The 14,439-nt window shown below is 58.4% G+C and carries 13 protein-coding genes; 10 read left to right on the top strand and 3 right to left on the bottom strand.

All coding sequences use genetic code 11. The annotated features are described in order from the left end of the window. Positions 1-26: 26 nt before the first annotated feature. From HRR99_RS15025 to HRR99_RS15000, 6 genes are all read left to right on the top strand, one after another. A complete protein-coding gene (locus tag HRR99_RS15025) occupies positions 27-1,010 on the top strand; it encodes a tripartite tricarboxylate transporter substrate-binding protein (RefSeq protein ID WP_065700065.1) in 984 nt (327 codons plus the stop codon). 72 nt (positions 1,011-1,082) lie between these two features. After that, a complete protein-coding gene (locus HRR99_RS15020; protein ID WP_045230198.1) occupies positions 1,083-1,544 on the top strand; it encodes a tripartite tricarboxylate transporter TctB family protein in 462 nt (153 codons plus the stop codon). Positions 1,545-1,552: 8 nt separating this feature from the next. Continuing rightward, entirely contained in the window at positions 1,553-3,058 is a 1,506-nt protein-coding gene (locus tag HRR99_RS15015) for a tripartite tricarboxylate transporter permease (RefSeq protein ID WP_045230251.1), read from the top strand. A gap of 108 nt (positions 3,059-3,166) precedes the next feature. Next, the gene (locus tag HRR99_RS15010) at positions 3,167-3,379 is read left to right on the top strand and encodes a SlyX family protein (RefSeq protein ID WP_233122289.1); all 213 of its coding nucleotides are present in this window, start codon (positions 3,167-3,169) and stop codon (positions 3,377-3,379) included. Positions 3,380-3,389: 10 nt separating this feature from the next. After that, a complete protein-coding gene (locus tag HRR99_RS15005; protein WP_233122288.1) occupies positions 3,390-3,941 on the top strand; it encodes a DUF924 family protein in 552 nt (183 codons plus the stop codon). 80 nt (positions 3,942-4,021) lie between these two features. After that, positions 4,022-4,606, top strand: a complete 585-nt coding sequence (locus HRR99_RS15000; protein WP_233122287.1) for a LysE family translocator — start codon at positions 4,022-4,024, stop codon at positions 4,604-4,606. Positions 4,607-4,662: 56 nt separating this feature from the next. Here the strand turns inward: HRR99_RS15000 and dnaJ are convergent, their stop codons facing one another. Beyond that, positions 4,663-5,796 carry a molecular chaperone DnaJ gene (gene dnaJ / locus HRR99_RS14995; RefSeq protein WP_233122286.1) on the bottom strand — a complete coding sequence of 378 codons (1,134 nt, stop codon included), beginning with the start codon at positions 5,794-5,796 and terminating at the stop codon, positions 4,663-4,665. An 86-nt stretch (positions 5,797-5,882) separates the two neighbouring features. Then, the gene (gene dnaK, locus HRR99_RS14990) at positions 5,883-7,787 is read right to left on the bottom strand and encodes a molecular chaperone DnaK (RefSeq protein WP_112497910.1); all 1,905 of its coding nucleotides are present in this window, start codon (positions 7,785-7,787) and stop codon (positions 5,883-5,885) included. 354 nt (positions 7,788-8,141) lie between these two features. Between dnaK and HRR99_RS14985 the strand changes: the two genes are divergently transcribed. The 4 genes from HRR99_RS14985 to HRR99_RS14970 all read left to right on the top strand — a co-directional run bounded on the left by HRR99_RS14985 (position 8,142) and on the right by HRR99_RS14970 (position 12,369). Next, positions 8,142-9,899, top strand: coding sequence for an alkaline phosphatase (locus tag HRR99_RS14985; RefSeq protein WP_233122285.1), 1,758 nt, complete (start codon positions 8,142-8,144; stop codon positions 9,897-9,899). Positions 9,900-9,984: 85 nt separating this feature from the next. After that, complete coding sequence (locus HRR99_RS14980; RefSeq protein ID WP_111840167.1) at positions 9,985-10,449, top strand: hypothetical protein; 465 nt, start codon at positions 9,985-9,987, stop codon at positions 10,447-10,449. Between the two features lie 2 nt (positions 10,450-10,451). Beyond that, on the top strand, positions 10,452-11,132 hold the full coding sequence (locus tag HRR99_RS14975) for an ABC transporter ATP-binding protein (RefSeq protein ID WP_233122284.1): 681 nt from the start codon (positions 10,452-10,454) through the stop codon (positions 11,130-11,132). 1 nt (position 11,133) lies between these two features. Continuing rightward, a complete protein-coding gene (locus tag HRR99_RS14970) occupies positions 11,134-12,369 on the top strand; it encodes an FtsX-like permease family protein (RefSeq protein ID WP_233122283.1) in 1,236 nt (411 codons plus the stop codon). Between the two features lie 8 nt (positions 12,370-12,377). Here the strand turns inward: HRR99_RS14970 and HRR99_RS14965 are convergent, their stop codons facing one another. Continuing rightward, positions 12,378-14,393, bottom strand: coding sequence for a PAS domain-containing protein (locus HRR99_RS14965; protein WP_162698060.1), 2,016 nt, complete (start codon positions 14,391-14,393; stop codon positions 12,378-12,380). Positions 14,394-14,439: the final 46 nt, after the last annotated feature.

The following is a 14,439-nucleotide window of genomic DNA, read 5'->3' as shown; positions in this document are numbered from 1 at the left end:
AGGCCATATTTCATCGGGAGGAAAAGATGAAAATTCTCAATACCGTCACAGGTGCCGTGGCTGCTGCTGCCGTATCGCTGTTTGCTCTGTCCGCCGCCGCGCAAACCTACCCGCAGCGCAACATCACCATGGTCGTTCCCTTCGCCGCCGGTGGCCCGACCGATACGGTTGCCCGTCTCGTTGCCGAATCCATGTCGAAGGATTTGGGCCAGCAGATCATCGTGGAAAATGTCGGCGGTGCCGGTGGCACGCTGGGTGCGGGCCGTGTCGCATCGGCCGATGCGGATGGCTACACCGTTCTTCTCCACCACATCGGCATGGCCACCAGCGCCACGCTCTACCGCAAGCTGGCCTACAACACGCTCGAAGCCTTTGATTATGTCGGCCTCGTCACCGAAGTGCCGATGACCATTCTGTCGCGTAAGACACTCGAGACGACCGACCTCAAGGGCCTGATCGAATATGCCAAGGCTAACAAGGACACGGTCACCGTGGCCAATGCGGGTATCGGTGCGGCCTCGCATCTGTGCGGCATGCTGTTCATGAGCGCGATCCAGACTCCGCTCGTCACCGTTCCTTACAAGGGCACGGGTCCGGCCATGACCGATCTTCTCGGCGGTCAAGTCGATATCATGTGCGACCAGACTACCAACACCACCAAGCAGATCCAGGGCGGCACCGTGAAGGCCTATGCGGTGACAACACCGAAGCGTCTGGATGTGCTGCCGAATGTACCGACCTCGGCTGAAGCCGGTCTGCCGGACTTCGAAGTCGGCGTCTGGCACGGCATCTATACGCCGAAGGGCACGCCTGCCGAGATCAACGAGCGCCTGTCCAAGTCGCTTCAGATCGCGCTGAAGGACCCCAATGTCGCGGCCCGCTTTGCAGAACTGGGCACCACGCCATCGCCTGAAGCAGATGGCACGCCTGCGGCCCTCAAAGCCAAGCTCGAAAGCGAGATACCACGCTGGAAGACGGTGATCGAAGCCGCTGGGCAATACGCCGACTAAGTCTGCGCGCACGCAATCGACCGGTGGTGTTTCCATGCCACCGGTTTTCACTCGCCAGCGGGGGACACACACATGAAATCACTTTCTTTCGACGCAACAGAGGCGATTTGTGGCGCCTTTTTCATTCTGCTCGGCATTTTCTTTGCCTGGCAATCCTATGGGCTGGAGCTGGGAACGGCGTTTCGCATGGGCCCCGGCTATTTCCCGCTGGTGCTGTCGCTCATTCTCGTCGGGCTCGGCACACTCATCCTCGTGCGGGCTGGCAAGGTTCAGGGCGAACCGCTCGGCCCCATCGCATGGCGCGGCATCTTCCTCATTCTGCCGGCACCGATCTTCTTCGGCATGACGGTGCGCGGCCTGGGTTTCGTCACGGCACTCTTTATCAGCGCACTGATCGCATCCTTTGCATCGCATAAGATGAAACCGCTGATGGCCGTCATCCTGTCCATCGGTATCACCATCTTTTCCGTCGCAGTCTTCGACTACGGTCTTGGCCTGCCCTTCCAGCGCTTCGGCCCCTGGCTCAATTTCTGAGGTGCATGATGGAACTGTTCAATAATCTCGCGCTGGGTTTTTCCACCGCAACCTCTATCGACAATCTGTTCTTCTGCCTCATCGGCGTGCTGCTGGGCACTTTGATCGGCGTGTTGCCCGGCATCGGTGCCACGGCAACCATCGCGATGTTGTTGCCGATCACCTTCCAGTTGGAGCCGGTCTCCTCGCTCATCATGCTGGCCGGTATCTATTACGGCGCGCAGTATGGCGGCTCGACCACGGCGATCCTCATCAATATGCCGGGCGAATCCTCGTCCGCGGTCACCGCCATCGATGGCTACCAGATGGCGCGCAAGGGCAAGGCGGGCGTGGCACTTTCGGTCGCAGCACTCGGCTCGTTCTTTGCCGGTACGGTCTCGACATTCCTCGTCGCCGTCTTTGCACCACCGCTGACGGCCATCGCACTGGAATTCGGCGCTGCCGAATATTTCTCGCTGATGGTCGTCGGTCTGGTCTCGTCCATCGCGCTGGCCCATGGCTCCATCATCAAGGCGCTGGCCATGGTGGTGCTGGGCTTGCTCTTGGGTCTTGTCGGCACGGATATCTATAGCGGTACGCCACGCTTCACGCTTGGCATCCGTGAATATGCCGATGGTCTGAACTTCGTCGCCGTTGCCGTCGGTGTCTTCGGTATTGCCGAAATCCTGCGAAACCTCGAAAACGAAAAGACTCGGTCTGTCTTGATGGCAAAGGTCAGCGGCCTCCTGCCCAGCAAGGAAGACTTCAAGCAGATGATCGGCCCGGTCCTGCGTGGTACGGCCATCGGTTCGGCACTCGGCATCCTACCAGGTGGCGGTGCGATTCTTGCGGCGTTCGCGTCCTACACGGTCGAAAAGCGCGTCTCGAAACATCCTGAAGAGTTCGGCCACGGCGCTATCGCCGGTGTCGCTGGCCCCGAATCGGCCAACAATGCCGGTGCGCAGACCTCGTTCATTCCGCTTCTGACGCTCGGCATTCCCGCTAACCCCGTCATGGCGCTGATGATCGGTGCCATGATCATTCAGGGCATCGTCCCCGGACCCAATGTCGCAACCGAACAGCCTGCTCTGTTCTGGGGCATCATCGCGTCCATGTGGATCGGTAACCTGATGCTTGTGGTTCTCAACCTGCCGCTGATCGGGCTGTGGGTGAAGCTGCTGACCATCCCCTACTACGTGCTCTTCCCCATCATCATGGCCTTCTGTGCCATCGGGGTCTACAGCGTCAACTCCAACGTCTACGACCTCTATGCCGTCGCCTTCTTCGGGCTTATCGGCTATGCGCTCGTCAAACTGCGCTGCGAACCGGCACCGCTTCTGCTGGGCTTCGTTCTGGGGCCACTGCTGGAAGAAAACCTGCGGCGTGCGATGATCCTGTCGCGCGGCGACGCGACGACCTTCGTTACACGCCCCATCAGCGCAACCTTGCTGTTGATCGCACTGGCGGTTCTGGTTGTCGTCTTCCTGCCAAGTGTGAAGAAGAAGCGCGAAGAGGTCTTCCAGGAAGAAGACTGATCCGCCACCACACCACGAAAACCATCAAAGGCCGGGCATCATGTCCGGCCTTTGTCTTGTTCATGAGACGTAAAGCTGGCAAAGCAGGGCATAAATCAGGAGGTGCCCATGGCTGACGACAGCGAAAACCGTATCATTGCGCTCGAAGAAACCGTGGCGCATCATGCAAAGACCATCGAAGAACTGTCCGATCAGCTGACAGAGCAATGGAAAGTCGTCGAGCAGACCCGCGCCAAGCTGGATCGGCTGACCGACCGGTTCCTGAACCTCGAGGAGCAATCACTCGAAGCCCCCGCCATAACCAAGCCACCGCATTATTGAGGAGAAGGCCATGAGCAAGGGCACCGCTACGTCCGCTTCTGACGTTATCGCGTTTTGGAAAGATGCCGGACCTGAAAAGTGGTTCGACAAAGACGCCCAGTTCGACGCGACGTTCCATGATCGTTTCCGGGATTTACATTTCGCAGCCGCACGGCGCGAGTTGGAGACATGGCTCGAGGACGCGGAAAGCAGTCTTGCGCTGCTGTTGCTGCTGGATCAGTTTCCCCGCAACTGCTTTCGCGGCACGGCCCATATGTACGCGACAGACCCGCTCGCCCGTCACTACACCCAGGAGGCCCTGCGGCGCGGCCGCGACAAGACAATCGATCCAGAGCTTCCTATCTTCCTCTATCTTCCTTTGATGCACTCGGAAGACCTCGAAGACCAGAATTTATGCTGCAAGCTGTGCGAACCCCTGGGCGAGCGTTATCTGCCTTTTGCCATCGAGCATCGCGACATCATTGAACGCTTCGGTCGCTTCCCGCATCGCAACGACATTCTTCTGCGCGAAAGCACGGCGGATGAAAAACGCTTTCTGGAAGAAGGCGGGTTTGCGGGCTGATCTGGCCTGGCGAAATTGACCGAAATCAAACCACTTGCGGTGAGATCAGCTATGGTCCAGCTCTATGATGGAGCCTGCGCATGTCGACATTTCTGGAATTCACCGGTGCCATTCTGCTTCTTTTGCTGACGCCTGGGCCGACCAACACGCTGATGGCGCTGGCGGGATATTCCCGCGGCGTCCTTCGCGCTCTGCCGCTGATCCTCAGCGAGATCGTCGGATATCTCCTCGTCATCATTCCCGTTGCTGTTCTGGCCGCACCGTTTCTTGCACAACAGCCGCAATTGCTGCTTGCAGCCAAAATCTGCGCCTGCCTCTGGGTGCTATTTTTGAGCTACCGGCTGTGGTTCAAGACCTCGGTCGAGGTAGGGGTTAAAGAGGTTACCGCGACGGATATTCTGGTCACCACCATGCTCAACCCCAAAGCCCTGATCATTGCCATCGTCATCATGCCGCATGGTGCTATCACTCAGCTGATTCCATGGCTTGCCCTGTTCACGGGATTGGTTGTCTTTGCCGCATCCGGCTGGATCGCCATCGGTCACCAAGTATCGAGAAGCAAGACGGTTGCGCTGAAGCCAGAGGCCATCCAGCGCATCGCGGCAACCTGCCTCTTCGTCTTTGCTGCCATTCTTGCTACCAGCACGTTGCGGGCTATGGCATAGAAAAGCCGCGCATTCTTTTCGAAGCGCGGCTTTGACGTGGATATCAAGCGATAGCATCAGCCGTCGAAGAATTCCTTCATCCGGGCAAAGAAGCCAGTGGATTCAGGGTTGTTGTCCTTGGACGACAGTTCGTGGAATTCCTGCAACAGTTCCCGCTGACGCTTGGTCAGCTTTTGCGGTGTTTCGATCTGTATCTGGATATAGAGATCACCCTGCTGCGCAGAGCGCAGAACCGGCATCCCCTTACCCTTCAGACGGAACTGCTTGCCCGCCTGCGTGCCCTCAGGCACCGTCACGCGCGACTTCGTGCCATCCAGCGTTGTCACATCGAAGGTGCCGCCAAGTGCAGCCGTCGTCATCGAGATAGGTACAGCGCAATAGAGATCGGCACCGTCACGCTGGAAGAACTCGTGAGGTCGTACCGACAGGAAGATGTAGAGATCGCCCGAGGGGCCACCGCGCATGCCTGCCTCGCCTTCGCCTTGCAGACGAATGCGCGTACCGTCTTCGATACCGGCTGGAATATTGACCGACAGCGACCGCTCTTCCGTCACACGGCCCTGACCATGGCACTTCACGCAAGGATCGGTGATCGTCTGGCCGCGACCGTGACAGGTTGGGCAGGTGCGTTCCACCGAGAAGAACCCTTGTGCTGCGCGCACGCGACCGGAGCCCTGGCAGGTTCCGCAGGTCTTGGGCTGTGTGCCGGGCTTTGCGCCGGAACCGGTACAGACATCGCAGGTAATCGAGGTCGGAACGCGAATTTGCGCGGTCTTGCCTGCAAAGGCCTCTTCCAGCGATATCTCCATGTTGTAGCGCAGATCGGCACCGCGTTCGCGTCCGCCGCTGGAGCGACGCGCACGTCCGCCACCCATCATCTCGCCGAAGATGTCTTCGAAGATGTCGGAAAAGCCACCGCTCGCACCGCCGCCGAAGCCGCCGCCTGCATTGCCCATGCCGCCTTGTTCGAAAGCCGCATGGCCGAAGCGGTCGTAGGCTGCCCGCTTCTGCGGGTCCTTCAACGTTTCATAGGCTTCGTTGATTTCCTTGAACTTCTTCTCGGATTCGGCATCACCCGGATTCTTGTCCGGATGGTACTTCATCGCGAGTTTGCGGAAGGCGCTTTTCAGCTCTTTTTCGTCGGCAGCTTTGCCAACGCCAAGTGTTTCGTAAAAGTCTGCTTTCGCCATTAATTAACAAGCCCCGGAAATGGATTTCCGGCTGCACGAGGCAGCCGGATTTCAGTCAAGCATCAATTGGAGTTCAAAAGCCACGTTTATGCGGACTTCTTGTCGTCCTTGATTTCCTCGTAGTCCGCATCGACCACGTCGTCCTTGTGACCTTCGGCAGCACCTTCGCCGCCTTCAGCCTGCTGTGCTTCGTAGATAGCCTGACCCAGCTTCATGGACACTTCCATGAGCGTCTGGGTCTTCGCCTGGATGTCATCGGCATCCGGCTCGGATGCTTCAACCGAGGTCTTCAGCGCAGCGATGGCGTCTTCGATGGCCTTGCGGTCCGTCTCGGAAACCTTGTCGCCATACTCCGCCACCGACTTCTCGGTGGAGTGGATGAGGCTTTCGGCCTGGTTCTTGGCTTCCACACCCGCACGACGCTTCTTGTCGGTTTCAGCGTTGGCTTCGGCGTCCTTCACCATCTTTTCGATGTCCGCATCGGACAGACCACCAGAGGCCTGGATGCGGATCTGCTGCTCCTTGCCGGTACCCTTGTCCTTGGCCGAAACCTGCACGATGCCGTTGGCGTCGATATCGAAGGTCACTTCGATCTGCGGAACGCCGCGTGGTGCTGGCGGCAGGCCAACGAGGTCGAACTGACCGAGCGACTTGTTGTCGGCAGCCATTTCGCGCTCACCCTGGCTGACGCGGATCGTCACGGCAGACTGGCTGTCTTCGGCGGTCGAGAAGGTCTGGCTCTTCTTGGTCGGGATCGTCGTGTTACGGTCGATCAGACGTGTGAAGACACCACCCAGAGTTTCGATACCGAGCGACAGAGGCGTCACGTCGAGAAGCAGCACGTCCTTGACGTCACCCTGCAGAACGCCGGCCTGAATGGCGGCGCCCATGGCAACCACTTCGTCCGGGTTCACACCCTTATGTGGCTCCTTGCCAAACAGCTGCTTGACGATTTCCTGTACTTTCGGCATGCGGCTCATGCCGCCAACGAGAACGACTTCTTCGATTTCGGCTGCCGTCAGGCCAGCATCCTTGAGCGCGGCCTTGCACGGTGCAACGGTGCGCTGAACCAGATCGTCCACCAGGCTTTCGAACTTGGCGCGGGTCAGCTTCAGCGTCAGGTGCTTCGGACCGGTCGCATCTGCCGTGATGAAGGGCAGGTTGATTTCGGTCTGCTGCGAAGACGACAGTTCGATCTTTGCCTTTTCGGCAGCTTCCTTCAGGCGCTGAAGCGCAAGCTTGTCGCCCTTGAGGTCGATGCCCTGGTCCTTCTTGAACTCACCGGCCAGATATTCGACCAGACGCATGTCGAAGTCTTCACCACCGAGGAAGGTATCGCCGTTGGTGGATTTTACTTCGAAAACGCCATCGCCGATTTCCAGAACGGAAATATCGAAGGTACCGCCACCCAAGTCGTACACGGCAATCGTCTTGCCTTCCTTCTTGTCGAGGCCGTAAGCCAAGGCCGCAGCCGTCGGCTCGTTGATGATGCGCAGAACTTCGAGACCAGCGATGCGGCCTGCATCCTTGGTTGCCTGGCGCTGTGCGTCGTTGAAGTAGGCTGGAACGGTGATGACGGCCTTTTCGACCTTTTCACCGAGGTAGGATTCAGCGGTTTCCTTCATCTTCTGAAGGATCATCGCGGAAATCTGCGAAGGGGAATATCCCTTGCCCTGTGCCTGAACCCATGCGTCGCCATTGTCGCCCTTGACGATCTCGAACGGAACGAGGCCCTTGTCCTTTTCGACAGTCGGGTCTTCGTAACGGCGACCGATCAGGCGCTTGACGGCAAACAATGTGTTGGTCGGATTGGTGACGGCCTGACGCTTTGCAGGCTGGCCGACCAGACGCTCGCCATCGTCGCTGAATGCAACCATGGAAGGGGTCGTGCGTGCACCTTCCGCGTTTTCAATAACTTTGGTGTCCTTGCCGTCCATCACTGCAACGCAGGAATTGGTCGTGCCAAGGTCGATACCGATTACTTTTGCCATGTTCTTCTCTCCTTGAAGCGAGTTGTCGGAACCCCGGGAGGCATTCCACTGACAACTCCTTGACTTGGATGGTCTTCCGGTTTGTGCAGCAAACTTGCTGCTGTCTGGGGGGTATATAAGGAGCGATTTTTCCCGCTGCAAGGCGGATAGACGCGTCGATTGCACCAAAAAATGAAGAAATAAAGCTTGCATAAAACAGATGACGCACCCTGAGCGCCTTTCAACGCGGCAGGAATGAAAAAACGCGGGGTTGCGAAGCACCCGTTGGATTCGCGCCGATCGTCATTTCAGTGTCATGCGCGGTGCCTATAGGCGGGGAGCTTTTTCATAAAACATAACTCCTTCGAGGTTATCATGCGCAAAATTATCGCTGCATTCGTCGCGACCACCGTGCTTGCCGGCGCTGCACAGGCAGCAACCGTCTATCCGCTTGATCGTGCAACGATTCTGGTCGGTTCTCCCTTCGACTTCAAAGTCGAATTCAAGAACGTTGTAAAGGCTGAAGACGTCAAGATCACCGTCAACGGCCAGGACTACAAGACCGTCTTCGGCTCGGACGTGACCTTCACAGCTGAAGAAAAAGGCAAGGAAGACAAGGTTCTTGGCTCCGCCGTCAGCTTGCGCGGTCTCAAGATCGCCAAGGCGGGTGACTACAAGATCGAGGTTTCTGCAGGTTCCGAAACCAAAAACGTCACTTGGACGGTTTATGGCACCCCTGAAACGCCAAAGGCCAAAAACATCATCTTCCTGCTGGGCGATGGCCTGTCGGTTGCGCACCGCACCGCCGCCCGCATCATGTCCAAGGGCATGACCGAAGGCAAGGCGAACGGTCGCCTCAACATGGACGACATGGACCGCATGGCCTTCATCGGCACATCGTCGACAGAAGCTGTCGCAACCGATAGCGCCAACACCATGTCGGCCTACATGACCGGCCACAAGGCGCCTGTAAACGCGCTTGGCGTTTATGGCGACCGCACGCCTGCAAGCCTTGACGATCCAAAGGTCGAGACAATGGGTGAGGCGCTGCGCCGCCAGACCAAGAAGTCCATCGGTATCGTGACGACATCCGAATTGCAGGATGCAACGCCTGCGGCCATCGTCTCCCATACCCGCAAGCGTGCCGACAAGGCCGAAATCACCGGCATGATGTTCGACGTAAAGCCAGATGTCGTCCTGGGCGGCGGCTCGGCCTATTTCCTCAGCAAGGACATCCCCGGCTCCAAGCGCAAGGACGACAAGGATTACATCAAGCTCTTCAAGGACGCAGGCTACACGCTTGCCACCGACAAGAGCGAGCTTGAAAAGGCAGAGGGTTCCAACACCGGCAAGCTTCTCGGCCTCTTCCACACCGGCAACATGGACACGCTTCTCGACCGCAACTTCCTCAAGAAGGGCACCGTCGACAAGTTTCCGAACCAGCCAGGTCTGGTCGATATGACCAAGGCCGCTCTGGGTGAGCTTTCGAAAAATCAAGACGGCTTCTTCCTGATGGTTGAAGCTGCCAACATCGACAAGATGTCCCACCCGCTGGATTGGGATCGCGCCGTTGTCGAAACCATCGAATTCGACAAGGCCGTTGGCGTCGCCCGCGAATTCGCTGCCAAGAACCCTGATACGCTGATCGTCGTTACCGGTGACCATACGCATGGCGTTTCCATCATCGGCACCGTCGATGACGAAAAGCCGGGCGATGAAATGCGCGCCAAGGTCGGCACCTATGCCGAAGCAGGCTTCCCGAACTACGAAGACAAGGACGGTGACGGTTACCCAGACCGGATCGATGTGACCCGCCGCCTGTTCCTGAACGCCAATAATGGCCCTGACCATTACGAAACATTCCGTCCGAAGATGGATGGTCCTTTCGTTCCGGCAATCCAGAACGAGAAGAAGGAATATATCGCCAACGAAGCCTACAAGAACGTTCCCGGCGCCGTCTTCGTACAGGGTAACATTCCCAAGGACGGCGACAGCGGCGTTCACGCAGTCGACGACATCGTGCTTCAGTCCACCGGCCCCGGCTCGGAAGAGTTCAAAGGCTACATGGAACAGAGCGATGTTTACCGCGTGTTGGCCGATACCTTCGCGCTTGGCACAAAGCAGACGCAGTAAAAAACGGCTTAGCCAGATAAAGCGACCCGGTCTGCATCATACAGGCCGGGTCGCCCTGTTACAGACCTATTCATCGGAGACCGCCATGGCGCCTTACAAAGCCATTTTCACACGCAGGCAGTCGTTTCAACTCGCCGGTTTGGCAGCCTTTGCACTCGGCACGAAGCAGGCCGCTGCTGCGCCATCTCCCCTCACCTTCGATGAAATGTACGGCAAGATCGGCGTGCTGGGACTTGAGTTTTCCGAAAAGCTCAAGGCCTTGACCGGCAAGGAAATCCGCATGAAGGGTTTCATGGCGCCGCCGTTGAAGGCCGAAGCGGCCTTTTTTGTTTTGACCGAAATTCCCATGGCGCTGTGCCCATTCTGCTCATCGGATTCCGACTGGCCCGATAACATCGTCGTCGTCTACCTCTCCGAGAAACAGACCTTCGTGCAGCCCAGCACCACGATCGAAGTGACGGGCATGCTGGAGCGCGGATCATGGACGGACCCAGAAACGGGCTTCGTCAGTCTCGTGCGTATCCGCGACGCTCAGTACAGGGTTTCGTGATCATGCTGCCACTAACAATATCCGGCTTGTCCGTATCCTATCCGGGGCTCGCAGCACCCGTTCTGTCCATTGAAAATCTCGTGGTTTCGGCGGGCGAAAAACTGTCGATCACAGGTGCGTCCGGCTCGGGCAAAAGCACGTTCGTCAACGTCATCACGGGGTTGGAACGGGTACGTCAGGGCAGCGTCACATGGGGCGAGCAAAGCATCGGCGACCTGACCGAGACCAGACGAGACCGCTGGCGTGGCGAAAACGTCGGGCTCGTGATGCAGGACTTCCACCTTCTGTCTGGCCTGTCCGCGTTAGAGAACGTGCTTTTGCCTGTGCGTCTGGCCCGCAGCATGTCGAAAGAACTAGGTGAACGCGCAGCAGCGCTGCTCGAAAAGACCGGATTGTCGCGCTCCGACCAGAAGATCGACACCATGTCGCGCGGTGAAATGCAGCGCGTGGCCATTTCCCGTGCGCTGCTGCGAAAGCCGGGTGTCATCGTTGCCGACGAACCGACCGCAAGCCTGGACCCTGAGAATGGCGAGGCCATCGGTGGATTGCTGGTCGATCTTGCCCAGGCAGAGGGCTCGACCCTGATCGTCATCACCCACGACCGGCGTCTAGCGGAACGGCTGGACCGTCGTCTGGAGCTCGCCAATGGGCGTGTTGTCACCGACACCGCCGGGAAACCCTGATATGTTGCGTTTTATAGTTTCAGACCTCAAGCGTCTATGGGCAGGATCACTCATCGTCGTCATTCTGGTTGCGATGGCAACTGGACTGGGCGCGACCGTCACCTTACAGGAACGGGCGCTGCGGCTGGGCTCGGCGCGCGCTGCCGATAAGTTCGATCTCGTCATCGGTGCGGCAGGTAGCGAAACCCAGCTCGTTCTGTCGTCCGTTTTCCTTCAGGCTGCGCCACTGCCACTCGTCAGCGGTCAAACGCTGGCCGCGCTGTCGGCAGATCCCCGCGTCGCGTGGGCCGGGCCGGTCGGCTTTGGCGATTCCTTTGCCGGCTATCCTATTGTGGGAACCACGACCGCCTTGATCAAAAACACCTCCGGCGGCTTTGTGGAAGGCCAGAGTTTTGCAGATGGCGAAGATGCCGTCATCGGCTCTGCGGTGGATTTGCCACTGGGTGCTGAAATCAAGCCTATGCATGGCAGTGCGCAAGAAGGTGGCCATACGCATACTGAAATCGTCTACCATGTTCAGGGCAAACTGAAACCCACGGGCACGCCGTGGGACAGGGCGATCCTCGTCCCCATCAGTTCCGTATGGCACATCCATGGCATGGGCGATCATGATCATGCACACGAGCATGGTGCCGAGGCCCACGAAGAGGGTCACGAAGGGCACGACCACGATGCGCTGAACGAGGTTTTCGATGCCGATACGCCCGGTGTTCCTGCCATTCTGGTGAAGCCCAAATCCATTGCAGATGCCTACAAGCTCAGACAGCAGTACCGTCAGGGCAACACACTTGCCGTTTTCCCCGGCGAAGTGCTGACGAAACTCTACGCGACGTTGGGGGATGCGCGTCAGGTGCTATCGATCGTGGCAATCGGCGCGCAATTGCTGGTCGCGGCATCGCTCATTCTCGTCACCCTGACGCATATCGTGCAGAGGCGAAAGCAGATCGGGGCTCTGCGCGCGTTTGGAGCGCCACGCTCCTCCATATCGCTGATCGTATGGACGGAACTGTTCACGCTGTTCGCGACCGGCATTATCCTAGGCTTCGGCATCGGCTTTGCCGCCGCCAAAACGATTACAGGCATGCTTGTTGCCCAGAGCGGCGTGGCGATGCCGGTCGAATTTGCTCGCGCCGACCTCACTCAGGCAGGGCTGCTGCTTGGCGTCGCAGCGGTTCTGGCAATATTGCCTGCATGGCTTGCCTATCGTCAGTCCACCGTAGAGGCTCTGCGCAGCTAAGCGCAGGTTTATTGCCGGGGGCCAGCGAGGGCTTTGACCCGTTGCGCGAACACATCAAGCTGAAACGGCTTGGTCATGACATGCATGCCATGATCGAGATGCCCGTGATTGAGGACTGCGTTTTCGGCGTAGCCGGTGATGAACAGCACCTCCAGCCCGGGTCGGTTGACGCGGGCTGCGTCGGCCAGCTGTCGCCCGTTCATTCCGCCGGGTAACCCGACATCGGTAATGAGAAGGCTGATGTCGCGCGCCGAGTTCAATATGCGCAAGGCCGACGCGCCATCTTCGGCCTCGATGACCGAATAACCCAAATCCTGAAGCTCCTCGACGGCGAGCATGCGCACCAATGGCTCGTCATCGACGACGAGGATGGTTTCTCCGCCATCGGCACGCAGCGCATCCGTCACGCCAAGCGGCTCGGCCTCAGTGGTTTCGATGTCACCGGCGTGTCTGGGCAAATAAAGGCATATCATCGTGCCTTTCCCGACTTCGGAATAAATCCGCGCCGCACCACCCGACTGGCCTGCAAATCCATACACCATGGAGAGACCAAGGCCGGTGCCCTGCCCGATCGGTTTGGTCGTGTAGAAAGGATCGAATGCCCGGTCGATGATTTCCTGGCTCATGCCGGTTCCCGTATCGGATACACAGAGCGAAACATATTGCCCCGGCTCGAGCCCGCGCATCCGCGCCGCCCTGTCATCGATCCAGCGATTGCCGGTCTCAATCGTCAAGTTACCGCCGCCGGGCATGGCATCCCGCGCATTGATGCAGAGGTTCAAAAGAGCATTTTCGAGCTGACCGGCATCCACACTGGTTGCCCACAGTCCCGCCGCACCCACCGTTTCCACCTTTATGGCGGGGCCGACGCTTCGGGTGATGAGATCGAGCATACCGTCCACGAGGGTGTTGACGTTGAGCGGCTTGGGATCGAGCGTCTGTCGCCGTGAGAAGGCGAGAAGCCGTTGCGTTAGGGCCGCAGCACGCTTGGTTGCGCCCACCGCACCGTTGATATAGCGCTCGATATCACCGACACGGCCTTGCGCCAGGCGCGTGCTCATCATCTCCAGACTGCCGCTGATACCAGCAAGGATGTTGTTGAAGTCATGTGCAAGGCCACCGGTCAGTTGCCCCACGGCCTCCATTTTCTGGCTGTGGCGCAGAGCCTCTTCCACGACCATCAGTTCGGCTGTGCGCTCCTCAACCTGTTGTTCCAGCGTGGCATTGAGTTTTGCCAAAGCAATTTCGGCTCGGCGTCTGGCGGTGATGTCCTGAAACATGACCGCGACCTGCCGCTTGCTTTCCGGCTCGATGCGCACAGCCGCTAGCTCCAGATAGCGGCCTGTCGCAACCAGTTCCTGTTGAAACCTGATCGGCTTGCCGGTCCGTAGAACTTCGCCGTAACGGGCGACCCAGGCATCCGCCTCATCCCCAACCATCTCACGCAATTTTTGCCCAACGACGTTGGGAATACCAGCGTGTCGGGCGTAGGCGTCATTGGCTTGTATGTGGATGTAGTCGCTGTTTGGACCGTGTGGCCCATCGAAGAACTCGATGACGCAAAAGCCCTCGTCTATCGCGTCGAACAAACCTTTGTAGAGTTCTTCGCTCTCGCGACGTTTCCGCTCAGCCAACGTCCGCTCGGTGACATCGGACCCCTCGACGAAGATCGCCTCCACCTTTCCATCCGTTCCCAATATGGGCTGGTAGATGAAGTCGAGGTAGCGCTCTGTGACGGGGCCATCGATTTCCGGCTGAACCGCGTAGAGTGCGCCGGGAGCAGAATAAGTTGAGCCCGTTCGATAGACGTCGTCGAGAATGTTCAGGAAACCCTGCGAGACGGCATCCGGCAAGGCTTCCGCAACGGTCCGGCCCACGAGATCGTCCCGACCCACCAATGTCATATAGCTGCGATTGGCAAGCTCGAAGCGGTGATCCGGGCCGTGAAGAAGGGCGATGAACGTCGGCGCCTGCTCGAATAGCTTATCCAGAATTGGGCCTATGCCGCTTGTTTCCTTATACAATTGTCTGCCCCGTCATGCCTAAAAGTCTTTGATAAATGTTGTCGTT

It is taken from the genome of Agrobacterium vaccinii, from assembly GCF_021310995.1.
Classification (GTDB): domain Bacteria; phylum Pseudomonadota; class Alphaproteobacteria; order Rhizobiales; family Rhizobiaceae; genus Agrobacterium; species Agrobacterium vaccinii.
This window is presented reverse-complemented; position numbering and strand designations above follow the sequence as displayed.

Excerpts from the sequence above, each read along its gene's own strand:
- HRR99_RS15025 (WP_065700065.1), top strand. The coding sequence starts at position 27 with ATGAAAATTCTCAATACCGTCACAGGTGCCGTGGCTGCTGCTGCCGTA.
- HRR99_RS15020 (WP_045230198.1), top strand. The coding sequence starts at position 1,083 with ATGAAATCACTTTCTTTCGACGCAACAGAGGCGATTTGTGGCGCCTTT.
- HRR99_RS15015 (WP_045230251.1), top strand. The coding sequence starts at position 1,553 with ATGGAACTGTTCAATAATCTCGCGCTGGGTTTTTCCACCGCAACCTCT.
- HRR99_RS15010 (WP_233122289.1), top strand. The coding sequence starts at position 3,167 with ATGGCTGACGACAGCGAAAACCGTATCATTGCGCTCGAAGAAACCGTG.
- HRR99_RS15005 (WP_233122288.1), top strand. The coding sequence starts at position 3,390 with ATGAGCAAGGGCACCGCTACGTCCGCTTCTGACGTTATCGCGTTTTGG.
- HRR99_RS15000 (WP_233122287.1), top strand. The coding sequence starts at position 4,022 with ATGTCGACATTTCTGGAATTCACCGGTGCCATTCTGCTTCTTTTGCTG.
- dnaJ (WP_233122286.1), bottom strand. The coding sequence starts at position 5,796 with ATGGCGAAAGCAGACTTTTACGAAACACTTGGCGTTGGCAAAGCTGCC.
- dnaK (WP_112497910.1), bottom strand. The coding sequence starts at position 7,787 with ATGGCAAAAGTAATCGGTATCGACCTTGGCACGACCAATTCCTGCGTT.
- HRR99_RS14985 (WP_233122285.1), top strand. The coding sequence starts at position 8,142 with ATGCGCAAAATTATCGCTGCATTCGTCGCGACCACCGTGCTTGCCGGC.
- HRR99_RS14980 (WP_111840167.1), top strand. The coding sequence starts at position 9,985 with ATGGCGCCTTACAAAGCCATTTTCACACGCAGGCAGTCGTTTCAACTC.
- HRR99_RS14975 (WP_233122284.1), top strand. The coding sequence starts at position 10,452 with ATGCTGCCACTAACAATATCCGGCTTGTCCGTATCCTATCCGGGGCTC.
- HRR99_RS14970 (WP_233122283.1), top strand. The coding sequence starts at position 11,134 with ATGTTGCGTTTTATAGTTTCAGACCTCAAGCGTCTATGGGCAGGATCA.